24 protein-coding genes are annotated in these 22,410 nt (G+C 45.1%); 12 read left to right on the top strand and 12 right to left on the bottom strand.

What is annotated here, in order from left to right; genetic code table 11:
- Positions 1–126 precede the first annotated feature (126 nt).
- Positions 127–402: a hypothetical protein gene (locus tag C6Y39_RS17085; RefSeq protein ID WP_105932434.1), complete on the top strand. Its 276-nt coding sequence runs from the start codon at positions 127–129 to the stop codon at positions 400–402.
- Positions 403–442: 40 nt separating this feature from the next.
- Here C6Y39_RS17085 and C6Y39_RS17080 read toward each other — a convergent pair whose 3' ends face one another.
- From C6Y39_RS17080 to proB, 4 genes are all read right to left on the bottom strand, one after another.
- Complete coding sequence (locus C6Y39_RS17080) at positions 443–1,345, bottom strand: DMT family transporter (protein ID WP_105932433.1); 903 nt, start codon at positions 1,343–1,345, stop codon at positions 443–445.
- A gap of 10 nt (positions 1,346–1,355) precedes the next feature.
- Positions 1,356–2,288 carry a D-2-hydroxyacid dehydrogenase gene (locus tag C6Y39_RS17075; protein WP_105932432.1) on the bottom strand — a complete coding sequence of 311 codons (933 nt, stop codon included), beginning with the start codon at positions 2,286–2,288 and terminating at the stop codon, positions 1,356–1,358.
- An 11-nt stretch (positions 2,289–2,299) separates the two neighbouring features.
- Positions 2,300–2,737 (bottom strand): acyl-CoA thioesterase, encoded by a 438-nt coding sequence (locus tag C6Y39_RS17070; protein ID WP_105932431.1) that lies wholly within the window; start codon positions 2,735–2,737, stop codon positions 2,300–2,302.
- Between the two features lie 128 nt (positions 2,738–2,865).
- The gene (gene proB, locus C6Y39_RS17065) at positions 2,866–3,963 is read right to left on the bottom strand and encodes a glutamate 5-kinase (protein ID WP_105932430.1); all 1,098 of its coding nucleotides are present in this window, start codon (positions 3,961–3,963) and stop codon (positions 2,866–2,868) included.
- Between the two features lie 196 nt (positions 3,964–4,159).
- Here proB and C6Y39_RS17060 point away from each other — a divergent pair, with 196 nt between their 5' ends.
- The 4 genes from C6Y39_RS17060 (at position 4,160) to C6Y39_RS17045 (ending at position 9,481) form a co-directional block, all read left to right on the top strand.
- Positions 4,160–6,622, top strand: coding sequence for a M1 family metallopeptidase (locus C6Y39_RS17060; RefSeq protein ID WP_105932429.1), 2,463 nt, complete (start codon positions 4,160–4,162; stop codon positions 6,620–6,622).
- Positions 6,612–7,196: a DUF6702 family protein gene (locus tag C6Y39_RS17055; protein WP_105932428.1), complete on the top strand. Its 585-nt coding sequence runs from the start codon at positions 6,612–6,614 to the stop codon at positions 7,194–7,196. Before C6Y39_RS17060 ends, C6Y39_RS17055 begins: the two co-directional genes overlap by 11 nt.
- A 266-nt stretch (positions 7,197–7,462) precedes the next feature.
- Positions 7,463–7,882, top strand: coding sequence for a hypothetical protein (locus C6Y39_RS17050; RefSeq protein WP_105932427.1), 420 nt, complete (start codon positions 7,463–7,465; stop codon positions 7,880–7,882).
- 231 nt (positions 7,883–8,113) lie between these two features.
- Complete coding sequence (locus C6Y39_RS17045) at positions 8,114–9,481, top strand: ABC1 kinase family protein (RefSeq protein ID WP_105932426.1); 1,368 nt, start codon at positions 8,114–8,116, stop codon at positions 9,479–9,481.
- A gap of 12 nt (positions 9,482–9,493) precedes the next feature.
- On the opposite strand, the gene C6Y39_RS17040 is transcribed toward C6Y39_RS17045, so the two are convergent.
- Both C6Y39_RS17040 and C6Y39_RS17035 read right to left on the bottom strand, forming a co-directional pair.
- Complete coding sequence (locus tag C6Y39_RS17040) at positions 9,494–9,802, bottom strand: DUF6482 family protein (RefSeq protein ID WP_105932425.1); 309 nt, start codon at positions 9,800–9,802, stop codon at positions 9,494–9,496.
- Positions 9,803–9,939: 137 nt separating this feature from the next.
- Entirely contained in the window at positions 9,940–10,332 is a 393-nt protein-coding gene (locus C6Y39_RS17035) for a hypothetical protein (RefSeq protein ID WP_105932424.1), read from the bottom strand.
- A gap of 370 nt (positions 10,333–10,702) precedes the next feature.
- Here C6Y39_RS17035 and C6Y39_RS17030 point away from each other — a divergent pair, with 370 nt between their 5' ends.
- Positions 10,703–11,563, top strand: a complete 861-nt coding sequence (locus tag C6Y39_RS17030) for a DUF3014 domain-containing protein (RefSeq protein WP_105932423.1) — start codon at positions 10,703–10,705, stop codon at positions 11,561–11,563.
- Positions 11,550–12,134: a DUF1285 domain-containing protein gene (locus C6Y39_RS17025; RefSeq protein WP_105932422.1), complete on the top strand. Its 585-nt coding sequence runs from the start codon at positions 11,550–11,552 to the stop codon at positions 12,132–12,134. The genes C6Y39_RS17030 and C6Y39_RS17025 overlap by 14 nt, the downstream gene beginning before the upstream one ends.
- Positions 12,135–12,287: 153 nt before the next feature.
- On the opposite strand, the gene C6Y39_RS19000 is transcribed toward C6Y39_RS17025, so the two are convergent.
- Positions 12,288–12,413: a hypothetical protein gene (locus C6Y39_RS19000; protein ID WP_276309308.1), complete on the bottom strand. Its 126-nt coding sequence runs from the start codon at positions 12,411–12,413 to the stop codon at positions 12,288–12,290.
- Between the two features lie 135 nt (positions 12,414–12,548).
- Here C6Y39_RS19000 and C6Y39_RS17020 point away from each other — a divergent pair, with 135 nt between their 5' ends.
- From C6Y39_RS17020 to C6Y39_RS17000, 4 genes are all read left to right on the top strand, one after another.
- A complete protein-coding gene (locus C6Y39_RS17020) occupies positions 12,549–13,841 on the top strand; it encodes a metal-dependent hydrolase family protein (protein ID WP_105932421.1) in 1,293 nt (430 codons plus the stop codon).
- A 24-nt stretch (positions 13,842–13,865) separates the two neighbouring features.
- Positions 13,866–14,453 carry a YqaA family protein gene (locus C6Y39_RS17015; protein ID WP_105932420.1) on the top strand — a complete coding sequence of 196 codons (588 nt, stop codon included), beginning with the start codon at positions 13,866–13,868 and terminating at the stop codon, positions 14,451–14,453.
- A gap of 153 nt (positions 14,454–14,606) precedes the next feature.
- Positions 14,607–15,068 carry a hypothetical protein gene (locus C6Y39_RS17010; protein ID WP_105932419.1) on the top strand — a complete coding sequence of 154 codons (462 nt, stop codon included), beginning with the start codon at positions 14,607–14,609 and terminating at the stop codon, positions 15,066–15,068.
- Between the two features lie 288 nt (positions 15,069–15,356).
- Complete coding sequence (locus C6Y39_RS17000; protein WP_105932417.1) at positions 15,357–16,160, top strand: DUF1206 domain-containing protein; 804 nt, start codon at positions 15,357–15,359, stop codon at positions 16,158–16,160.
- 51 nt (positions 16,161–16,211) lie between these two features.
- Here the strand turns inward: C6Y39_RS17000 and tusA are convergent, their stop codons facing one another.
- Genes tusA through rph form a run of 3 tightly spaced genes read right to left on the bottom strand, consistent with a single transcriptional unit; the run spans position 16,212 to position 17,837 of the window.
- Positions 16,212–16,472: a sulfurtransferase TusA gene (gene tusA, locus C6Y39_RS16995; protein WP_105932416.1), complete on the bottom strand. Its 261-nt coding sequence runs from the start codon at positions 16,470–16,472 to the stop codon at positions 16,212–16,214.
- Complete coding sequence (gene pyrE / locus C6Y39_RS16990) at positions 16,462–17,103, bottom strand: orotate phosphoribosyltransferase (protein ID WP_105932415.1); 642 nt, start codon at positions 17,101–17,103, stop codon at positions 16,462–16,464. The genes tusA and pyrE overlap by 11 nt, the downstream gene beginning before the upstream one ends.
- A gap of 20 nt (positions 17,104–17,123) precedes the next feature.
- Positions 17,124–17,837 carry a ribonuclease PH gene (rph, locus tag C6Y39_RS16985; protein WP_105932414.1) on the bottom strand — a complete coding sequence of 238 codons (714 nt, stop codon included), beginning with the start codon at positions 17,835–17,837 and terminating at the stop codon, positions 17,124–17,126.
- Positions 17,838–18,120: 283 nt separating this feature from the next.
- Here rph and C6Y39_RS16980 point away from each other — a divergent pair, with 283 nt between their 5' ends.
- A complete protein-coding gene (locus tag C6Y39_RS16980; protein WP_105932703.1) occupies positions 18,121–18,984 on the top strand; it encodes a YicC/YloC family endoribonuclease in 864 nt (287 codons plus the stop codon).
- A 158-nt stretch (positions 18,985–19,142) separates the two neighbouring features.
- Here the strand turns inward: C6Y39_RS16980 and C6Y39_RS16975 are convergent, their stop codons facing one another.
- Together C6Y39_RS16975 and C6Y39_RS16970 are read right to left on the bottom strand one after the other, a co-directional pair.
- Positions 19,143–20,648 (bottom strand): tryptophan halogenase family protein, encoded by a 1,506-nt coding sequence (locus tag C6Y39_RS16975; protein ID WP_105932413.1) that lies wholly within the window; start codon positions 20,646–20,648, stop codon positions 19,143–19,145.
- On the bottom strand, positions 20,626–22,299 hold the full coding sequence (locus tag C6Y39_RS16970) for a tryptophan halogenase family protein (protein ID WP_105932412.1): 1,674 nt from the start codon (positions 22,297–22,299) through the stop codon (positions 20,626–20,628). The genes C6Y39_RS16975 and C6Y39_RS16970 overlap by 23 nt, the downstream gene beginning before the upstream one ends.
- Positions 22,300–22,410: the final 111 nt, after the last annotated feature.

Raw genomic sequence — 22,410 nt, 5'->3', positions numbered from 1 at the left:
TGACTACTTAAAATAGAAGTGGAAACTGAACATGCATAAACGCGCTTTTTGATGCTACAGCCCAAAAAGCTCACCAACTGTAGTAGCAAATTTTAAAAATCTTTAAATTTGGATGAGGAAAACATTATGTCTACGCTAAGTTTAGTATTGTTAATTGGCAGCATCACGTCGCTTGTGCTTTTGGCAAGCTACCTAGACGCAAAATTTCAGTGGCGGTTAAACGATTGGATGAACGGCGAGTGCAGCAACCCGTTTGTCAAAAGCGTGACCGATAAACAGCAGCAGCGTTTAGAAGAGAAAGATGCACAAATTACCGCTTTGATGGCGCGTATTGAAACCCTAGAAACTATTGTTACTGAGCCAGCTTATGAGCTAAACAAGAAAATCAACGCGCTCAAATAAAAGGTTATATCGAGGTCTGTGGTTCCTTGTTTTACAGGCTCTAGCTCGACACCGGTGGGCGGCGCATAAAGCGGGGCACTTTTCCCATAGCAATGGCGTTACCCACCAGTACAATAATAACGCCAATCACAGATAACACGCTCCAAGTATAGCCTTCAAAAAAGGTAGAAATAACCAGCGCAACCATAGGGTATACCAGCACAACGTAGGCAGCCTTGTCAGCGCCCATTTGTTTTAAAAGCTTCATATACGCCCCAAACGCGAATACTGAGCCAAAGACCGCTAAGTACAACAGTGATAAATAAAAGGCGGTATCGGTTGGAATAATTAGCTCACCAGGCATCGCCAAAGAAGTGATAAAGAGCAGCACCATGGCATAACTCATTGCATAGAAGTTCATTTGGATCACGGGCGTGCCCGAAGTCAAAATACGTTCTGAAATGACATTGCCCGTTGAAGCGCAGAAAAAACTCACAAACGCTATGGCAAGACCAGTAGCAAGAGCAGCATCCATCGTTACCTTGGAAAACTCGGGTACAAACAAGCATATAATGCCTGCTAGACCAAACGTTGCGCCAATAACTACTTCTTTTCTAATAGGCTCTTTTAACCACCAGCGACGAAGCACCACGTTAATATAAATAATGCAGGAGCTCATCAACGCCAACAGCGCGCTGATAATGTGTGCCTGTGCCATATACAGCAAGGTGTAGTTTAAACTGTATAGAAAAAGCCCCACCGCGGCCATTTTCACATGAACATGTAACGGCAGCTTAAGCGGCAAACGCCTAATAACACAGTAAATTCCTAAACAGGCCGACGCCAAAAGATAGCGCAGTGCTATAGCAAAAGTTTCAGAGGTGTGCCCTATTTGATACGTGATCGCTATCCAGGTCGAACCCCAAATTAAGCAGCATAATGCAAATAAGGTCGCGTTATTCATAGCTGCGTTTTTACCCCAAAAAATCGGCTAGATGAGCAATGGCTCTGTCGAGCAACGTTTGCCTAGCGCCATTGCCAATCCACGCATTATGTGGCGTCACCAGCAAATTAGGTAACGCCTCTTTAAGCAATATATGATCAACAGGCGGAGGCTCCACACTTAGCACATCTAGGCCCGCGCCACCAATATGGTTGTTTTTAAGCGCATGATAAAGCGCTTCTTCATCAATAAGCCCGCCGCGGGCCGTATTAATAAGGAAGGCCGTTGGCTTCATTAGCGATAACATATCGGCATCAATGAGTTTATCGGTATCTTCCGTCAGCGGACAGTGAAGGCTTATCACGTCAGCGTGGGGTAAAAGAGAAACTAGGCTAGGCCGAGGATCGTCTTTTTTGCCGGGACGAGCAGCAATACTCACTTTCATACCCATAGCTTTGAACAATGCTTCTACACGCTTACCAAGCTCGCCGTGGCCTACAATCACCGCGTGCTTACCCGCAAGTTCTATCACAGGATGGTTCAACAAACAGAAATGAGATGAAGCGGACCACGCCTGCTTGCGCACATCTTGCTGGTAAGCCACAAAGTTTGTGGCCAAATTGAGCGCTAAGGTTAACGTGTGCTGGGCTACACTGTCGGTGCCGTAACCTTCTACGTTTTGCACGGTAATACCAGCGTGTTGGCAATAATCATGATCGATATTATTCATGCCGGTGGCTGTCACACCGATATATCGAAGCTGTTTCGCCTGCCGGAGATCATCTGCTCGTAACACGACCTTATTGACCAGCACAGCATCGACACTCTGAATACGCTTACTCACATCTTTCATTTGAGTCTGATGATAAAGGGTAACATCGGCATTAAGGTTGTCGAGCGCACTTGTATCGAGGCTAGACAAATCCATAGTTTCGGCATCAAGAAAGACAACTTTTTTAACCATTACAGCGCTACCTACATGACTTCAACGATGGATTCGAGGGCGGCTTTAATACTCACTGGAATAGGGATAGCTTTGTCAGATTTTCGGTCCACAAACACATGCACAAATTGGCCGTGTGCTACCCTGCGTTTGTTGTCTCCTGCATAAACAGACAAACCGTATGTCACTGAACTTCTGCCAATTTTTATAACGCGCAGCCCCACAAAAATATCCTCTGGATACGCTGCCGGCGCGATGTACTGACATTGACTGCTCACCACATAGGCCACTGTTTGCCCGTTGTGAATATCTAACCCACCTTCCTCAATTAAAAAGCGGTTTACTGCGGTATCAAAGAAGCCGTAATACACAACGTTATTGATATGTCCGTAAGCGTCATTGTCTTGCCATCGCGTAGCTATCGTGACTTTGTAAGGGTAGTCTGCGAGTGTTGGTGTAATATCAGTCATGATTATCCCTTTGCGTTGTGCGTTTTCGCGGTTTCATTGGTATTGAGATTTGAAGGTTCATGGCACTTTATGCGTGTTACAGAACCATACTGCTGGGCACTCTACACAAGCGCCGTTATTCAAGCAGGTTAATACAGCACCATGTCGTCGCGATGAATAGCGACATCACTCGTTTCATAACCTAACACACTGGCGATATCTTTCGACTTTTTCCCTTTTATAAAGGTTAAGTCTTTTGCGTTATACAAGCAAAGTCCCTTGGCGATGATTACGCCTTCGCACATCACCTCTACCGCATCACCTTGTTCAAAGTGCCCCGTCACATTGATAATGCCGGAAGGTAATAAAGACGCCCCCTTAGCTACCAAAGCTTGCTTCGCGCCATTATCGACTTCAATTTGTCCCGCTGTTTTTAGCGTATGGGTAAGCCATAAACGACGAGCGCTTGCCGGTGAACTACTTGCAGTGAAAAGCGTACCAGGTACTTTACCTTCAAGCAGCGCGTCAAAGGTTTCCCCTTTTCTACCATTTACAATAAGGGTTTGAATACCGCTACTGGTACACTTCTCTGCCGCCTCGATTTTCGTACGCATACCGCCTGTACCCACCGAAGTGCCAGCACCACCTGCAAGACGATAAATTGTACTGTCTATTTTATCTACCTGAGGAATTAGTGTCGCAGTTGGGTCTTTTCTTGGGTCTGCGGTAAATAAGCCGTCGATGTCTGAGCAGATAATTAAGGTGTCAGCTTGGGCTACCAATGCTGTGTAGGCACCCAAGTTGTCGTTATCCCCCACCTTAAGTTCGTTCACCGCTACGGTGTCGTTTTCATTCACAATGGGTAACGCATTGTGATTCAAAATTTCGCGCAAGGTATTTTTGATATTTACATAGCGCGTTCTATCTCTTAAGTCATCAGCCGTTAGCAATACTTGCGCGCAGGGGAAATCGAAAAATCGCTGCCAGTTTGCCATCATCAAGTTCTGACCTATGGCTGCCATGGCCTGTTTCTCTGCAATAGATGCATTGTGACGAACCTTCACTTTACTTCTGCCAGCCGCGACGCTTCCAGATGAAACCAGAATAACGTCTTTTCCAGCTTCACGGCTGGCGGTAATAAACCGAGCGAGAGACAGTAAATAACGACCACTGCATTCATTACCTTCTGGCGCAATGAGCGCGCTGCCTACTTTTATAACGGCACGTTGCCAACTAAAACGGTTCATAAAGGGGGGAAGAAAAAAGAAAACAAGGCATTAAGAATACGACAGTTAAAGCGGGAAACAAAACGTTCTATTACAGTTTTTTTGCGTTAAAACATGGTTAGTTTACGGTCAAAAAATTGGATTGTGCCGTGCATACTTATATACTTAAATGCGTTATTTTATAACAATTCTAACTTACAAGTTGCAAGGAAACTGCATGAGCACCGCAAAACGACACTTTTTCTGGCTAGCGCCAGTTTTGTCTATGCTGATTTCTCTTCCGAGTGCCGCCGCTATAAAACAAACTAAAGGCGATTTCGAAGACAAATTCCGTCAGCTAGACGAAGTTCTACCTACTCCGAACGTTTACCGCAACGCGGCAGGTGAGCCAGGCCATCAATACTGGCAACAGCAAGTAGATTACGATATTGACGTAAAACTACTTGAAGACAAGCGCCGTATTGAAGCAAGCGAAACCATTACTTACCACAACAACTCGCCAGACACGCTCAAGTATTTGTGGATCCAGCTTGACCAAAACAAATTCCGCGACGATTCGATGTCGGCGCTTACTACCACGTTTGGCGGTATCGGTAACCGTGGGCCGGGTACGCAAGCTGCTAGCGGCGATGCGCCAGCTAAGCTAAGCATGGGTGCATTGCGCCGTCAGCAGTTTGTTGACGACAACGAGCTGGGCTATACCATTTCTCGTGTTGAAGACAAAGCGGGCAATGACTTACGTCACACAGTAGTTGGCACCTTAATGCGTGTTGACTTGGCTCAACCGTTGAAGCCAGGCAGCAAAGTTACGTTCGATATCGATTTTGCGTTTAACATTGTAGAAGAAGACGCTGTTTCAGCTCGTGCAGGTTACGAGCACTTCCCAGATGACGAGCGCGAGGGTGGCAACGACATCTTCTTGCTAGCCCAGTGGTTCCCACGCCTAGCTGCCTACACTGACTACGAAGCTTGGACCAATAAAGAGTTCATTGGCCGTGGTGAATTCACGCTAGAATTTGGTAACTACGAGGTAGATATTACTGTACCTGCGGATCACATCGTATCTTCAACGGGCGTACTTCAAAACCCAAAAGATGTGCTGACTAAAACACAGCGTGACCGTCTGAAAAAGGCCGAGACCGCTGACCGCATCGTATTCATTGTTTCCCCTGAAGAAGCCATTGAAAACGAAAAAGAGGGTACGACTAAGCTTAAAACTTGGACCTTTAAAGCAGACAACGTACGTGACTTTGCATGGGCGTCATCACGTAAGTTCGCGTGGGATGCACGCGGTTACCAACAAGGTGGTGACACTCAGCCATTAGTTATGGCAATGTCTTTCTACCCGAAAGAAGGTGGCGAGCTGTGGCAGAAGTATTCAACGGAATCCATCATCCACACCATGGATGTTTACAGCCGCTTCAGCTTCGATTACCCATACCCTGTTGCTCAGTCTGTAAATGGCCCGGTTGGCGGCATGGAATATCCCATGATCACCTTCAACGGCCCGCGTACAGAACTTCGTGACGATGGTTCACGCACTTATTCCCTTGCTGAAAAACGCTTCCTTATTGGCGTAGTTATTCACGAAGTAGGGCATATCTATTTCCCTATGACGGTAAACTCTGACGAGCGTCAGTGGACATGGATGGATGAAGGCCTTAACAGCTTCCTAGACGGCGTTGCTGGCCGCGAGTGGGACCCAACGATTCCATGGGGCGTTGAGCCGCGTGATATCACAGGCTACATGAAGTCTCAGACACAGGTGCCAATTATGACCCAGTCTGATTCAGTACTTCGCCTTGGCCCAAATGCCTACACTAAGCCAGCGGTAGCACTTAACATTCTTCGTGAAACTATTCTTGGCCGCGAGCTTTTCGACTTCGCGTTTAAAGAATACGCGCAGCGTTGGATGTTTAAACGCCCAACTCCGTCTGATTTCTTCCGCACCATGGAAGAAGCATCAGGCGTAGATCTAGACTGGTTCTGGCGCGGTTGGTTTTACACCACAGACCACGTAGACATTAGCCTAGACAGCGTATACAAGCTGCGTTTAGACACTGAAGACCCAGATATTGACTTTGCTCGCGAACGCGAAGCGGAAATGGAAAAACCAAAATCACTTACCGATATTCGCAACAAAGAAGAAGGTAAAAAGCTTTGGGTAGACCGCTTCGAAGATATCAGTGACTTCTACGACGAAAACGACCGCTATACCGTAACTAACAAAGAGCGTAACAAGTACAAGAAATTCTTAAAAGATCTTGAGCCTTGGGAGCGTAAAGCGTTCGAGCGTGCGGTGAAAGAAGATAAAAACTACTACGTGCTAGATTTCAGCAACAAGGGTGGTTTGGTGATGCCGATTATTCTTGAGCTAACCTTTGAAGACGGCACGAAAGAAGAAATGCGTATTCCAGCAGAAATCTGGCGTCGTACGCCTAAAGCGGTAAGCAAACTTATTGTTACCGACAAAGACAAAGAGTTGGTAAGCGTAACCGTTGATCCGCACTGGGAAACAGCAGACGTAGATGTGGAAAATAACCACTACCCACGTCGTATCATTCCTTCGCGTATTGAAGCGTATAAAAATAAACCGCGTAACACTTACGAGTACCGCGACCTTATGCACGACTCAAAGACCGAGCTAAAAACCGATGACGAGGACAAAGATGACGAGTAAGTTGTCTTTGACCCGTTTGCAGCAGAGCGCTAATGCTCTGCTCGCAAGCGTAAGTGCATTCGCTATCATGGCTGCACTATTTGTTAGCGCTGTTTCATACAGCAACGTCGCTCACGCACATCAAATAAAAGCTGCAATTACGACAGTACTGTTTAATCCCAGAACAGAAAATATTGAAGTGATGCACCGCTTTAATTTGCATGATGCTGAACATGCGGTTAAGGCGTTGTTTGATAAACATGCGGATATTATGGATGACGTGGACACCCAGCAACAATTTGCTGATTACGTTGCCCATCACTTCGCAATTTTAAATGCAGCGGGCGAGCCGTTAAAGCTTGCTGATGTGGGCTTTGAAGTTGAAGGTAAGCACTTTTGGGTTTATCAAGAAACCGCTGAACCGCCGGTACTTGAAGGCATTAAAATTCGCCACGATGCATTACGCGATTTGTGGCCGAAGCAAGTGAATACATTGAATGTAGAAGGCAAGGGGGATATTAAAACCCTGACTTTTGCTGATAGCGTAAACTTGCTAGAAGTAAGCTTCAAAAGCCAGACTAGCGACCATCACTGATACCTAGCAGTATTAAATTATAAAAGGTCCACCCGCTTTCACTGTTGTATAACTATGAACGCAGGTGGGCTTTTTTTGTTTGCAGTTTTAACCATTACCCCTGTGTTTTATCTATACTCATTCGTTTAATTTGAGTGCTAAATAGAAGCCAAAACCATGGCCACTACTTTCCATGTGAGACCGAAGTCTTATAGTGGTTTTTGCAATCATGCTCTATCTTGGATGTGGATAAAAATATTACTGAAAACCAGTTAATGAGGTAAATCATGACCAATAGCACTGCAACAACGTTGCCTTCACAGGTCAAGAAAACCCAATCAAGAAGCGAGCGCAGTGAGCGAAAAATGCGGTCCGTAAATGCGGCACTGCGTGCCGAGCAAGCGCAAGACGCTAAGCAGTCACAAGATGCTAATGGTTCAATGAATACACAAAGCAACGCATTTGCGGATAATAAAAACGTAATGTGGGTGTTACTCAGTGGCGCTATGGCTCTGACTTTTGTCGTCATGCTATTTTTGCCAGATACCGGTATGGGCGGCGGCCTTATATCCACCTATGCGGCAATGCTATGGTGTGGTTTCTTTGGCGCATCGCTTTGGCGATACAGAGCGGCAAATGGCTGGGCCGGTTTCGCTTATGGAAGCGTAGTTGGCTTAATTATTCAGTTCATTTCTCAAATCATCTAGGGCATGGTGACCATTGCTTCCTTTTTTCGCAGTGGTTGCTTTACGCACCAACAGCAAACAAATAGCTCTCGGGATATAACAACGCGTGCTGACGATAAGGTGAATCATACTTAATTATCACCGGTTTACACGATCCAGAATGCTAATCTTTGAGTATTAATACTGTAATACCAATCCGCATAGAGTCATGCATGTTCTTGTCTCGCCTCTTAACCAAACCAGAGTGAGTTTATGGCAGAGAAACCTGATTCTGTTGACAGTCCAGCACCACGCCCTAGCAAAGCTATCCCTTCGTCGCGACTCTCTCGCATCGGTCGTTTAGGCGCTTTGGCCGGGAAAATAGCAGGGAACGTTGTAAGTCAAGGTGCGGGTCAACTACTGCGGGGGGAGAAGCCTGCACTGTCTTCGCTACTCCTTACGCCTAAGAACATTTCAAACATTGCAGACCAGCTTGCTAGTATGCGTGGAGCGGCCATGAAACTTGGCCAACTAATATCAATGGATGCCGGTGATTTTTTACCTGGAGAGCTCGCTGTTATTCTAGGTAGATTGCGAGAAGACGCCGACCCCATGCCTAAAGATCAGTTGATAGAAACATTGAGCAAAGCATGGGGTGAAAAATGGCAAGACGATTTACTCTATTTCTCATTCGCGCCCATTGCTGCCGCGTCTATTGGTCAGGTTCACAAAGTGATTACCATGGACGGCACAATGTTAGCGGTTAAGGTACAATATCCCGGCGTTAGAAAGAGTATTGATAGTGATGTTGACAATGTTGCTTCCCTTATAAAACTAACGGGATTAGTGCCTAAATCCCTTGATATAGGCCCGTTGCTCGAAGACGCTAAAAAGCAACTTCATCAAGAAGCGGATTATGAGCGCGAAGCCCAAATGCTAGACCGTTATCGTAGACTGGTTCAAGAGCATAACGCTAATTTGCAGCTTGGTTCAGCCTTTGTTATTCCAAAAACCTACTCGCCCCTTACCAGCGATACGGTATTGGCGATGGACTTTATAGAAAGCCAAAAATTAGAGGTTTTAGAGCAAGAGTCTCAAGAAACAAGAAATGACGTTATGACAGCGTTGATGACATTGTTTTTTCATGAAATATTCAACTTCAAGCTGCTTCAAAGCGACCCCAATTTAGCCAACTATCGGTTTAAACCCGACACCAAGGAAGTGGTATTGCTAGATTTTGGCGCCACGCGAGAAGTGCCTGATTCGATTTCTACAGCGTACCAATCTTTGTTAAATAGCGCAGCTCAACGCGATAAAACTGCCATGCAACAAGCGGCATTATCGATTGGATTGATTGATGACAGTCATTCTCAAGAGCAAGTAGAGGCGGTACTTAGTATTGGTATGGAAGCCTGTGAAGCTATCAGGCATGAGGGCCCCTACGATTTAGGACAAAGCGATCTGATTTCTCGACTTCACGAAAAAGGGATGACGCTTACCATGGAGCACAACTTTTGGCACACGCCACCGGTAGACGCGTTGTTCATTCACAGAAAACTGGGGGGATTGTTTCTTCTCGCTAAACGACTGAAAGCCCAGGTGAACATGCGTAAAGCCGCCAGCATATGGCTTAAAAGTTAAGCGGCAAACATGCTAATAAGGCAAGTCCATACTGAAAGGTAGTGCCATTTGCTCTTTACTTTTCGGAGGATTTCCAATCATCTCATCGTAAGGCGTATCGTGCTTCATTACTGCGTGTTGAACATGACAGTGCGCAAAGGCTTCACGTATGTGCCCAGCACTGAAAAAGCGCATAGGTTTATCTTTCTTGTCGTAAAGCATGCCGCTTTGATTACCAATTGACAGATAGACCAGATACACATTCATTTCATAAGATTGAACTTCTAAGTATTCGATAACCGTTGGCGTATCTTCTATATCCCGAAAATAAAATTTATGCATTATCTACCTCTAGAACAAAGCTTGCACGTTTGTGCTTTCTACCTCTATGCTTTTTATCTTGTTCAGCGGTAATTCGTTATCTTCTTTTTATGTCACCGTCAAAAACACGCTATCGATAAAAAAGCTTCATATATACGCTAAGCAATGTTTTCGGGTTCATTTGATAAATTAAAAGGCCGTCTATGGTTGCGATGCCGCACCGCATTCGCTAAAACAAACAAAGAAACTATCGATGACGCGCTGTATAGTGTTGCCGCCATGCCCATTCCAGAGGCTATCCACAAAAGCGGAAACACGAGTAATCGTGGTCCTTCCATTGCAAGCGCGAGTTTAGCTCTAGATAAAATAAACCCATTTTGAATACTCATAATCACCACAGTAACAACCGCGATTAATTGATGTTCTGCGCTCAAGCTAGTCATACTAACAAGTAGATAGGCAGTGATAACAAGCATGATTAAATACTGCAAAAGGCTATAACGCTTTACGGCGAAGTGGAGTTTTGGGTGATATTGCTTAATTTTATTCACGCTTAATTTCCTGCAACTTACATTGAACACTTTCGCGCCCTCTTTTCTGTCGCCTCGCTATAAATATCGCAGATAGCAGACGTTTAAGGTTTGCGAATCAACACATTAGTACATAAATAGATTTTGTTAAACAATTGTTTTAAAAACACCGCACTTGTTTACATGTTAAGAAGACTTAAGCTCCGCAGAAATCGGGAATATTCCCTAATTTTCTTTTTAAACAAATCGAAAACTGACTTTTTCACGTTAAAAAGATGTTCTAAATAAGGAATTTGCAACGTTTGGGAACAATTCTCTTGATTGATTTTCTAAATTTAAGTGTTATGTCTGGTAGTATTATCCAAAGGATATTTTTTGTAGCGGAGTCATTATGAGCGAATCGTCAGAAAAGAAATCGTTAGGCCCACATTTTATTATTGTTGGCATTCTTCTTATCGTAATTCTGGCCGTAGTTTTTTGGCCCAGCGAGGATGAACCAGAGACAGTTATCAATCCTGAGCCAGAAGTCACTGAGCCAGAGGTAACCCCTTCCGAAGAACCGGAAATCTTTGAACCGTCTCAACCAGCACCAACGGTGGAGTTGGAAGAAAAAGACGAAGTAGAGCCACTTCCAGAACCTGTGGAGCCAGACCCTGAACCTCTTGATACTAGCGATCCTGCAGTAAAAGCCTCTTTAATTGAGAGTTCTTCTGCCGATGAAGAAACGGTAAATCGCATGCTAGTAAACGAAGGGCTTATTCAGCGCTTCGTGGTATCAGTAACAAATTTAGCCAATGATGAAATGGCCCCTAATCATCAGTTGCTTACGCCTCCCGAGCAGAATTTCCGTGTATATTCTCAAGCGGGCAAACAATGGATTGATGCGGCAAGCTACAAACGATACACGCCTTATGTAGACATGTTGGAATCGTTCAATAACGAAGCGCTTCTCAACATTTACGGTATATATAAAGACGATATCCAAGCTAAGTTTTCAGAAATTGGTAACCCCAATGAAGATTTCAACGAAGTGCTACTACAAGCTATAGACCAGCTTCTGGATACACCTGAAGTCCCTGTTCCAGTTGAGGTGTATACAGACTCAGTAGCTTACAAGTATGCTGATGAGCGTTTAGAAAACTTAAATGAGCCTCAGAAGCAACTGCTTCGCACTGGCCCAGATAATATGCGCCGCATCAAAGCAAAGCTTCGCGAGTTAAAGCTTATGGTGGAAGAACGTGGATCTAACTAGGTTTCAGCAGCAATTAAAGGGCACGTCTTCAAAGACGCGCCCTTTGCCTCCTGTTGAAAAGTGGGATCCTGACTTTTGTGGCGATATCAATCTTACCATTGCGTTAGATGGCCGATGGTTCTATGAAGGAAGCCCTATTGGGCGTGCAAGTCTTGTTCAACTTTTTGCATCCGTCTTGAAACGGGAAGGGGACAGTTACTTTCTCGTTACGCCCGTTGAAAAGGTGGGTATTACCGTAGAAGACACGCCTTTTCTTGTCACACAGTGGGAGAAAACGACAGATCAAAAGACAGGTAGCGAAGTTTATCAATTCACAACACAAACCGGTGATGAGATAAAATTAGAATCAGCCCACCAGCTTGAGCTTCGGGTGCCGCCAAAGGCGATACAAGACCAACAAGCAACCCCAATTCCTTATATATGCGTTCGCAGAAACCTATGGGCTAGGCTACATCAAAATGTTTATTATCAACTTCTTGAGAATGCCTCCGAGCAACAAAATGATGCGCTAACATCTTTTTATATAACGTCGAATAGACAACGCTTTGTACTCGGCGAAGTACAGAAATAGCAAAATACGCAAAAAAGTCGTGTAAATAGATGTAATACCAATCCGCATAGATAATTACCCACTCAGCGAGAGTTAAAATGTTCGTAATCGCGGCGTGTTACCGCGGATATAGTGGTTCTACATCAAGGTGACACAACAAAGAGTACGGACATTTTAAACTCGCCCTTCGGGAAGGTCTGGCAAGCTTCCTAGCTTCATTCTGGGAATTTGAAAGGGAAGAGCCATTCCTGCATTCCCACGCTTCGCTAGGAAACTTGCCAGCGCCTTCTGAGTGGTCACTTATCTATGCGGACTGGTATAAAAGGTTACTCATCAGCGAAAAGCAGCCGTTAGTAGCGCTTTGCTTTGCGTTATAACAACGAGTGAATTACATTCGATATAGTCTATAAAACAATCAACAAGAAGACCTATATCATGAATAAGCCCCTTATTTCGTTAGCAGTAGCCAGTGCTCTAATGTCATCGTCTTTGTGTGCAACCGCAGCAACGTTAATTCATGCGGGAAAAGCATTTACAGGCACCTCGAAACAACTTCAAGATAACATCACTATCATTGTCGATGGCAATACCATTTCATCTGTGAAGAAGGGGTTTATTCAAGCCCAAGAAGGCGACACGGTTATTGATCTGAAAGACTCAACCGTCATGCCAGGTCTGATGGATATGCATGTGCATTTATCGTCGCAACACGGCGGGCCTCAAACCTATCTAGAACGATTTTCGCTGAATGAAGCTGACTACGCATTACGGGCAGCTAACTATGCTGAAATAACCCTTAACTCAGGTTTTACCACCGTTAGAAATCTTGGCGATGGTCACAATGAAACCGTTGCATTGAGAAACGCAATTACCAAAGGATACGCATCAGGGCCACGCATTTATACTGCGGCCAAATCTATTGCGACAACGGGAGGACACGCCGACCCAAGTAACGGTATGTCGCACTTACTACGGCCTGACGTTGGCCCTAAGCAGGGCGTGGCCAATGGCGAAGTAGAAGCCCGTGAAGCAGTGAGAGCCCGTTATCAAGACGGTGCAGACCTTATAAAAATTACCGCGACAGGAGGCGTGCTCAGCGTTGCTAAAAGTGGTCAGAACCCACAATTTATGACAGACGAGTTAGAAGCTATCGTAGACACCGCGAAAGACTACGGTATGACAGTCGCGGTGCATGCTCACGGAAAAGAGGGGATGAAGCGAGCTATTGAGGCGGGTGTTGATTCCATCGAACACGGCACTTTTATGGATGATGAGATTCGAGCCCTTATGAAAAAGCATGGCACGTACTACGTACCGACGATTTTGGCCGGAAAGTTCGTTGCTGACAAAGCGAAAATAGACGGTTTTTTTCCTGAATTAGTTCGCCCCAAAGCCGCTGCCATCGGCCCCCTTATTCAAAATACTTTCGCTGAAGCACACAAAGCGGGTGTAAAAATTGCTTTTGGTACAGACAGCGGTGTGTCGGCCCATGGTGATAATGCTCAGGAGTTTTCGCTAATGGTAGAAGCGGGTATGAAACCTGCTGATGCATTACTCAGCGCGACCGTTAATAGCGCTAAACTATTGGGTATTAGCGATATTTTAGGGTCGTTAGAGCAAGGCAAGTTAGCTGATATCGTAGCAGTACCGGGCAACCCGCTTGACGACATTACGCTTATGGAGAAGGTGTCTTTTGTAATGAAAGATGGTGTTATTTATAAGCAATAAAGACAATTTAGCAGTAGGGATTACATGGCACTCGGTAAAAAGGTTAAAGACAAAACCAAAAAGCTCATCGACTCTAAACATATGCTTAAAGGTATTACGTTAGCATCATTTTTAGAATCAATCATAGTGCCTATTCCCCTTGAAGCCGTCATGGTTCCCTTGATGCAGGCAAGACGTGAGTCGCTTTGGAAAATCGCACTCATGGCAACGATTGGCTGCGTGATCGGAGCCATTTTTGGCTACGCCCTTGGTTATTACCTGTTTGATATGATTGGACAGTGGTTAATTGACACGTTTTTCAGCCAAGATCAGTTCGAGAATGTAAAACAGAACATGCAAAGCCAAGGCTTTTGGTTTGTTATGACGCTTGGTATTGCCCCTATTCCCTTTCAAGTTGCCATGCTTGCTGCAGGCGCAACCAAGTTTTCGCTACCTCTGTTTCTTTTAGCGACTGTTATAGCAAGAGCAATACGTTACTTTGGCCTTGCTATTGTGGTGTATTACGCTGGAGATAAGGCCGAACAACTCATTAAACGCTATAAAATGAAAGCCGTGATAGTTATCACCCTCGTCGTGCTTCTTTTATGGTGGCTATCTAACCTAATCGCGTAATTACCATCGCGCTTCGGGTCTTTCATCTTGCAATGCTTACCGTTTGATTTACAGCTTCCCTAAAAAAGTAATTAATCGGATAGATTTTTTGAACTTTACATTTGATAATGATTCTTATTTGCACTAATGTAATAAAAAACAGGAGGTGCTTTTATGAATACTCAGCGTCTATGTCCAGTCTACAAAAAGTGGCTGCTATTAAACCCTTCAGATGCACGTCAGCATCGCCTTACCATGCAGGCGCAGGCCCAAAAGGCACGTCAGCAGGGCAGGCTGGAACACGCACGAGAGCTCGGTTACCAAACTTTTGAGGCCGCGAAAACCATCCTGTGCGCGCTGCAACCCATTTCGACTGACAAGGAGAGGACAGTTCAAGAAGATATACTCGCATTTGGCACCATGGGTATATATCTGTCGTCCTTACTTATCGAAGCGCAAAGAAAGCGTGAGGCTCATGCTATATTACAAGAGTGTCAGCAGCAGCTAATCGCAATCTTACCTCTTCATGCTACCCGTCCATCCGTCTGCAAACTTATTACAGCAATACAGCAAACCCTCGAGCATGTTTATTTACCTAACGAGGTTAGTCAGCCTATGTATCAAACACTTCATTGAGCGAACGATAAAAAGGGGGAAAACAATGACACCAAACCAACATTCAAATGACGAAGGTTTTGTTTCATTGAACGTCAAAGCCTCAGTATTACAAAAAATGTTGAGCGGAGAAGTGTTGCACATGACAGATATCCACTGCACTTGCGCGCGTAGTAAACGAGTTTTACAAAAGCTGTTAATACAAGCGGCGGCGAACAGCCTAGAAAGTTAGCGTAAAAGCGGAACACAATTTGATACATCACTTGAAAGTAATTTACTAATTTTGCTAAAAAGTGATGAGAGGGAACTGTGAAAACTTCGTTTAAATGGAAGAAAGTGACAGCTAAAGCGGGCTATAGCGCTAAGACTGTTATGTATGTAATGCTCGGTGTCTTCATCCTGACTTCAGTACTGAACACGCTGAATCGTGAAAAAGCCTCCCAGTCCAATGTGTTTATTACATTGAAGCAGCAGCCCCTTGGCCAGATCTTCTTATGTATTCTTGTGATAGGTCTTGCGTGTTACGCCTTATGGCGCTGGCTTCAAATTTTTATTGAAGACAAATCAGAAGACGACAGTCTTTTTATTCATATCATTAATAAACTTTTCTTTTTTGTATCAGGTGCTTTTTACTTTGCCGCAGCATATGCGGGAGGGAAAACCTTACTCGAAATACAAAGTAGTTCGTCTTCACGAGGCAATAGCAAAGAGGTCAGTGAATACTTACTTCAGTACGAATGGGGATTAATGGTTGTGGCAGCTATTGGTGTATGTATTCTCATTTTCGCGGTCGTGCAGTTTAAACACGCTTACACAACCGATTTTCTAGAGAAGTTCTCGTTGTCCTCATTGAGTCAGCGTATAAAAAAATGTGTAACGGTAACTGGCAGACTTGGCTATACCGCTAGAGGCGTTATTTATTCACTGGTAGGAGGCTTTTTTATCCTTGCCGCCTTATTAAGTAACCCGTCAGAAGCCGGTGGCCTACAAAAAGCGCTCGAAACCTTGATGAAGCAACCCTTTGGGCCTTATATTATCGCGGCTGTGGGAGTAGGCTTTATCATGTTTGGCCTTTATTGTGCACTTGAAGCAAAGTATCGAAAGGTAGAGTAAAAAGGCGGAGAGTCAGCCCATCTGATCTTTCTATTTGTATAAAAAAGGCGCTTAATCGCGCCCTTTCTTGATGACATATTGATATGGCATAGTTTCAGTTTGAGACGCAACGAGCGTGTGGTCCATAAAGCGGCAAAAGCTCGGAATATCTCTAGCTGTTGAGGGGTCGTCTGCCGTAACTGATAAGGTGTCCCCATCGGCTAACTTGCGAATGTTCAAGCGCACCATCATAACTGGCTCCGGGCAACGCAGTCCCAAAGCGTCTAGATGTTGGTTAGCCTGATTAAACGCGATATCGAAATCAGATGCCATAGTTTTCACGGTAGGTGTTAATAGCGCTAATCTCGCTATCAAAACCGCCTTTTTCAGCCAGATAAGCGACGACATCGGCAAGGGATACAATAGAGATAACCTGAGTGCCAAAATCCCGCTCTACTTCTTGGATGGCAGATAATTCACCGTTACCGCGTTCTTGTCTGTCTAACGCAATCAACACACCTGACAAACTGGCTTGCTGCTGCTCGATTAACGTCATCGATTCGCGAATGGCCGTACCAGCGGTGATTACATCATCCACCAGCATAACCTTACCTTCAAGTGGACTTCCCACCAAGTTGCCGCCTTCGCCATGGGTCTTTGCCTCTTTGCGGTTAAAGCAATAAGGCACATCAAGGCTATGGTGGTCGGCCAATGCTACAGCGGTAGTGGTAGCAATAGGTATCCCCTTATAAGCTGGACCAAAAAGCACATCGAACTTGACGCTTGCATCCATTAGCGCATCAGCATAAAAGCGCCCTAGCTTGGCTAAGTCTCCACCTCGATTAAATAAGCCAGCATTAAAGAAATAAGGGCTTATACGACCTGACTTTAGGGTAAATTCGCCAAATTTTAATACGCCACGTTCAATGGCAAACTCGATAAAATCACGCTGGAACGCTTTCATGATGACCTCTTAATTACTGTTTACGCTAGTGCAGCTTTTTGAATATCGAACAGTTCACGTAACCCGTGCTTACTAATTTTCAACATTTCATCAAGCTCTTCAAACGAGAAGGGTTCACCCTCAGCAGTACCTTGAACCTCAATCAGTTTACCCGTTTCAGTCATCACGATATTCATATCAGTTTCGGCTTCTGAGTCTTCCGTGTACTCTAGATCAGCAATAGGCGTACCTTCATAAATTCCAACCGAAAGGGCGGCAATCATATGCTTAAGTGGGTTAGTTTTGATAATGCCTTTTGCACGCATAAATGTAAGGGCATCAACAAGCGCAACACATGCACCAGTGATTGATGCCGTGCGCGTGCCGCCATCTGCTTGAATAACGTCGCAGTCTAACGTAATGGTGTTTTCGCCAAGTAATTTAAGGTCAACCGCTGCACGTAGCGAACGAGCAATAAGACGTTGAATTTCAAGGGTACGGCCGCCTTGTTTACCGCGAGCGGCTTCACGACCACTGCGGGTATGTGTTGCGCGCGGAAGCATGCTGTACTCAGCTGTGATCCAACCTTTACCTTGGCCCTTCATGAAACGTGGCACACCTTCTTCTACCGTCGCATTACACAGCACTTTAGTGTTACCGAACTCAACAAGAACAGAGCCTTCTGCGTGGCAAGTGTATTGGCGAGTAATAGTAACAGGGCGAATTTGACTGGCGGTTCTGCCGCTTGGACGCATAGTGTTCTCCACAACGTAAATGCTAAAAGGGGTAGTCAATTTCAGATTTCTCAGCGTCGAAAAAACGATTGAAAATCGGTAAGTGAAAAAGAGCTACGAAATTAGGTGTAAGTATAACGCATTACCGTTAAGCGTTGAAAACGAACTTTGCATGTTTACATATTGAAATTCGCAAATGTGGGGTAATATACAAACTACAAAAAAACCTGCCCCAGTTTTTGACGTATACAACACGACGTTCGGGTTGTTTTTGCAGGCTTTTATAAAGAGTTTAAGGATATTTATGATTTACAGCATGACGGCGTTTGCACGCGTAGAAACAAAAAAAGACTGGGGCTCGGCAGTGTGGGAAATACGCTCAGTCAACCAACGCTTTTTAGAAACCTACTTTCGCCTACCAGAACAGTTCCGCTCACTAGAGCCGGTTTTACGCGAGCGTTTTCGCAAGAAATTAGCCCGAGGCAAAGTAGAATGCGCACTGCGTTTTACTGCAAACGATGCAGCTGTAACCAAACTAAGTTTAAACGAAGAATTGGCTAAGCAGGTACTTCACGCGGCGGATTGGGTTCAATCCCACGGCCAATCAACTGGTGTAAATCCGCTAGATGTTTTGCGCTGGCCTGGCGTGATAGCAGCTGAAGAAGCGGATATGGACACCATTCACGGTGATGTTATGGAAGCATTCGACCAAGCATTAAACGACTTTATTAGTGCTAGAGCTACAGAAGGCGAAGCCCTAAAAGGCATGATCACGCAACGCTTGGACGCAATTGAAGTAGAGGCTGAAAAAGTGGCCGCTCGTATGCCTGAAATCATGGTGTGGCAGCGAGAAAAGGTGCAAGCCCGCTTTGAAGAAGCAAAGGTAGAGCTTGATGCTGGCCGATTCGAACAAGAAATGATTATGCTTGCTCAGAAAGTAGATGTAGCTGAAGAGTTAGATCGCCTAAACGCTCACGTTAAAGAAACCCGCAATATCCTTAAAAAGGGTGGAGCAGTAGGCCGTCGTCTTGATTTTATGATGCAGGAATTTAACCGCGAGTCCAATACATTGGGCTCAAAGTCCATTAGCACCGACATCACGCAGTCTGCGGTTGAACTTAAAGTGTTGATTGAGCAGATGCGCGAGCAGATCCAGAATATTGAGTAATTAAAAGCAGATTCAAACTCATTCAATAAATAACACCAAACCCAGCTTTCTAGCTGGGTTTGATACTTCTGTAGGGCGTTTGGTAGCTCGTCGGTTACGAGCTGCTTGAGTCACTGTTGACGCGCTACCTGCCGCCAACATCTAACGCTTCTAATAACTCATCTCAGATACTGTGTTAAGAAGGCCTCGTGCGAGGGGAGTTTAGCTACGTGATTATCCACCTGCTGCTTTAATCCTGCCATAAACTGCTTAAGTGACTGTTCACTCATTTCATCGGCAACACGATGATACTGGCTTGGTGTCATGCCTTGGCCCATTAGCACTTGGGTCCAGGAATCAACGCGAAAAATATCTCCGTCATCTAAAAACACACGTCCGGACTCGGCGAATAAAGCTAATTTATGCTTAAGTGACGGCGGAATCTCCATGCGTTGGCATTGCTGCCAAAAAGGGCTATCCTCGCGCTGTGTCACCTTGTAATGCATAACAATAAAGTCGAGTATGGCCGACATTTCGCTATCGAACTTATTGTTGTATTCATCGATTGCGCTTTGGGTAATGCCATCAAAAGGAAATAAACGCATTAAGCGTATGAGACCTGTCATGATTAGATGAATACTGGTCGACTCTAAAGGCTCAATAAAACCACTGGATAGCCCTAGCGCCACACAGTTTTTATTCCAACCGCGCCTGCGTTTTCCAGGCGTAAAACGAATCACTCTCGGCTCATTAATGGGTGCGCCTGTCACTTGCGATTTAAGTGTATTGATGGCGTCTTCATCGCTCATAAATCGGCTACAAAATACCAATCCGTTGCCCATTCGCTCTTGAAGAGGTATCTGCCAACGCCAACCCGCTTTGTGTGCCACACTTTTGGTGTATGGCACGGGTGGGGCAGTAAGCTCAGTTTGCATGGCCACCGCACTATCGCAAAAAAGATAGTGTCGCCAATCGTCGTAACCGGTGTGAAGGGCTTGTTCAATAAGCAGCCCTTTAAAGCCCGTGCAGTCTATGAAGAAATCACCATCTATGACTTCATCGCTTGCTAATCGAAGGGACTGGATGTTGCCTGATTGCGGGCATACTACAACCTCTTCTATGTCTCCTTCCTTGTGAGTTACCCCAGCATCACACGCTAAAGACTTTAAAAATCGACCGTAGGCAACAGCATCAAAATGATAGGCAAAGTTAAGCGGCATGGCTTCTGATGTGGCGAACTTGCTCTGCTTAGCGGCAATAAGTTCCGGGCAATAATCACCAAATTCACCACCAAATCCGTATTCTTTAGCCCTCAGCCAAAAATGGTGAAACTCGCCAGCCCAACACTCTCTTCCGGTTATACCAAAAGAATGAATATAGCTGTGACCTTGTTCACGCCAATTTTCAAACTCAATACCCAGTTTGAACGTGGCTTGTGTGGCACGCATAAATGCTTTTTCGTCGATGCCAAGCAACTTGTGAAATGTTCTAATCGGCGGAATAGTCGCCTCGCCCACACCTACAATACCAATATCTTTCGACTCGACTAACGTAACGTTTATTGACTTACCCAAAAGCCGTGACAACGCCGTTGCCGCCATCCACCCTGCAGTACCGCCACCCGCAATAACAACGTTCTTAACGGGCGTTTGATTTCTACTGCTATCTAAACCCGATACGGTCATAAGAGGTGTCCTTTTTATCTGAAGTATTTTTTATGTCATTACAACTCGAAGCTGAAGCATGTTCTTTCTTTTCACGTTGAGCAAGCGAGGGCACGTGTTGTTTTTCGTTGTTGTAGCGCTTTGCAATATCATTGAGCAAAACTCTGTTAGACGGCAATCCCTGCAGATAAGCGTTTTTAGTTTGTTGTAACGTTTCGCGAATGTGAACTGCTTTACGCTTATGCTCTTCATTTAGCCGTAAAGGCGATGTAGAAGAAGAAAAGCCCATTCCATACAGTACATACTGGTAGCTAGCAGAGGGGAAAATCTCTTCGTTCTCGATAAGATCTAAGCGTGAAGGGCTTTGATACTTCCACAGTTCAAGCAATTCAGCGAGGGAATCGGGTATAGACGCCTTATCTCTTTGCGCTAACCAATACGGCTCTTCTCTATCGCTTAAAACATAATGTAGTTTTAGAAAGTCGATAACGCGCTGCCAGCGATATGCAAAGCGCGTGTTGTAGCGCCTACTGACGATTTCCATATGTGCTTTATTTTGCGGAAAGGCCTCACAGAGCATACGTAAGCCAAGTTCGACCATGGCAATGGCTGATGCTTCAAGCGGTTCAACAAACCCCGAAGACATACCTAAGCTCAAACAGTTTTTTACCCAAAACTGTGATCTATAGCCAGGCTCAAAGGAGAGTGTACGAAAAGAAAGCTCTGCATCATGTGCACTAGGGTAGCGTTCACGAACGTAGTCAATCAGCACCTGCTTTGCTTGCTCTTCGTTTGTGAATTGAGAAGAGTAAACTAGTCCTACACCGCGGCGGTGCTGCAACGCAATATCCCACGTCCACCCACAGGTTTGTGCAGTGGCCACTGTGGTACTTTTTATTTCAGCATCTTCGTTTGAATAAGGCACTTGAAGCGCAACGGCGCGATCATTGAGCATTGTGCGCTTAACGGGTATCCAGGGAATAGTAAAGTGTCTATCGATGAGCAGGCCGCTGTGGCCTGAACAGTCAATAAATAGATCGCCAACTATTTTTTTCCCGTCCTTTGTTGATACGCTTTCAATATCTCCGTTTTGATGAGAGTGAACACTGTCAACATGACCAACGACATGGGCGACATTTAACTTGTCTACGCAATGATTTTTTAACAGCTCAGCAAGCTTTGTGGCGTCGAAATGGTAACCGTAATTGAGCACATGGGCGTAGTCCGGCGTAGCAATTTGCTTGGGCGCCTTGCCTGCGGCACACATGGCGGCTTGTAACGAAAACACATCTTCGTACGATGTGTTTGGTGCGATTGCTTTCCAACATGTATAAATATCGAGCTCGTTGTAGCCTGTTGGAACAGTAAAAGGATGATAATAGCAGTGCCCGCCTTTACGCCAATTAACAAAGCTGGAGCCTTGCTTGAAAGCGCCATGACACAGGGTTAAGAATTCCGTTTCACTAATACCAATATCAAGAAGGGTATCGCGCAGTGATGGCCAAGAGCCTTCGCCCACACCTAGAGAAGGGATGTTGGGTGACTCTATCAAGGTAACGGTGTGATTCGCGCTTAGTTTTGCGGCAAGTATCCCTGCTGCAAGCCACCCAGCCGTACCACCACCGACAATGACAACCCGATGCATACTGCTATGATTTTCGTTATCACTCATACGTTAAGAACCACGATATGCCCCAATGCACTTCTACAAATATGTTCAGTCGATTTTCTGGTTGCTATTCAATCAGCACTATGACAAAAAAACCCGCTAAAGCGCAACTCT

This window comes from Alteromonas gracilis, assembly GCF_002993325.1.
GTDB lineage: Bacteria > Pseudomonadota > Gammaproteobacteria > Enterobacterales > Alteromonadaceae > Alteromonas > Alteromonas gracilis.
This window is presented reverse-complemented; position numbering and strand designations above follow the sequence as displayed.

Excerpts from the sequence above, each read along its gene's own strand:
- C6Y39_RS17085 (WP_105932434.1), top strand. The coding sequence starts at position 127 with ATGTCTACGCTAAGTTTAGTATTGTTAATTGGCAGCATCACGTCGCTT.
- C6Y39_RS17080 (WP_105932433.1), bottom strand. The coding sequence starts at position 1,345 with ATGAATAACGCGACCTTATTTGCATTATGCTGCTTAATTTGGGGTTCG.
- C6Y39_RS17075 (WP_105932432.1), bottom strand. The coding sequence starts at position 2,288 with ATGGTTAAAAAAGTTGTCTTTCTTGATGCCGAAACTATGGATTTGTCT.
- C6Y39_RS17070 (WP_105932431.1), bottom strand. The coding sequence starts at position 2,737 with ATGACTGATATTACACCAACACTCGCAGACTACCCTTACAAAGTCACG.
- proB (WP_105932430.1), bottom strand. The coding sequence starts at position 3,963 with ATGAACCGTTTTAGTTGGCAACGTGCCGTTATAAAAGTAGGCAGCGCG.
- C6Y39_RS17060 (WP_105932429.1), top strand. The coding sequence starts at position 4,160 with ATGAGCACCGCAAAACGACACTTTTTCTGGCTAGCGCCAGTTTTGTCT.
- C6Y39_RS17055 (WP_105932428.1), top strand. The coding sequence starts at position 6,612 with ATGACGAGTAAGTTGTCTTTGACCCGTTTGCAGCAGAGCGCTAATGCT.
- C6Y39_RS17050 (WP_105932427.1), top strand. The coding sequence starts at position 7,463 with ATGACCAATAGCACTGCAACAACGTTGCCTTCACAGGTCAAGAAAACC.
- C6Y39_RS17045 (WP_105932426.1), top strand. The coding sequence starts at position 8,114 with ATGGCAGAGAAACCTGATTCTGTTGACAGTCCAGCACCACGCCCTAGC.
- C6Y39_RS17040 (WP_105932425.1), bottom strand. The coding sequence starts at position 9,802 with ATGCATAAATTTTATTTTCGGGATATAGAAGATACGCCAACGGTTATC.
- C6Y39_RS17030 (WP_105932423.1), top strand. The coding sequence starts at position 10,703 with ATGAGCGAATCGTCAGAAAAGAAATCGTTAGGCCCACATTTTATTATT.
- C6Y39_RS17020 (WP_105932421.1), top strand. The coding sequence starts at position 12,549 with ATGAATAAGCCCCTTATTTCGTTAGCAGTAGCCAGTGCTCTAATGTCA.
- C6Y39_RS17015 (WP_105932420.1), top strand. The coding sequence starts at position 13,866 with ATGGCACTCGGTAAAAAGGTTAAAGACAAAACCAAAAAGCTCATCGAC.
- C6Y39_RS17010 (WP_105932419.1), top strand. The coding sequence starts at position 14,607 with ATGAATACTCAGCGTCTATGTCCAGTCTACAAAAAGTGGCTGCTATTA.
- tusA (WP_105932416.1), bottom strand. The coding sequence starts at position 16,472 with ATGGCATCTGATTTCGATATCGCGTTTAATCAGGCTAACCAACATCTA.
- pyrE (WP_105932415.1), bottom strand. The coding sequence starts at position 17,103 with ATGAAAGCGTTCCAGCGTGATTTTATCGAGTTTGCCATTGAACGTGGC.
- rph (WP_105932414.1), bottom strand. The coding sequence starts at position 17,837 with ATGCGTCCAAGCGGCAGAACCGCCAGTCAAATTCGCCCTGTTACTATT.
- C6Y39_RS16980 (WP_105932703.1), top strand. The coding sequence starts at position 18,121 with ATGATTTACAGCATGACGGCGTTTGCACGCGTAGAAACAAAAAAAGAC.
- C6Y39_RS16975 (WP_105932413.1), bottom strand. The coding sequence starts at position 20,648 with ATGACCGTATCGGGTTTAGATAGCAGTAGAAATCAAACGCCCGTTAAG.
- C6Y39_RS16970 (WP_105932412.1), bottom strand. The coding sequence starts at position 22,299 with ATGAGTGATAACGAAAATCATAGCAGTATGCATCGGGTTGTCATTGTC.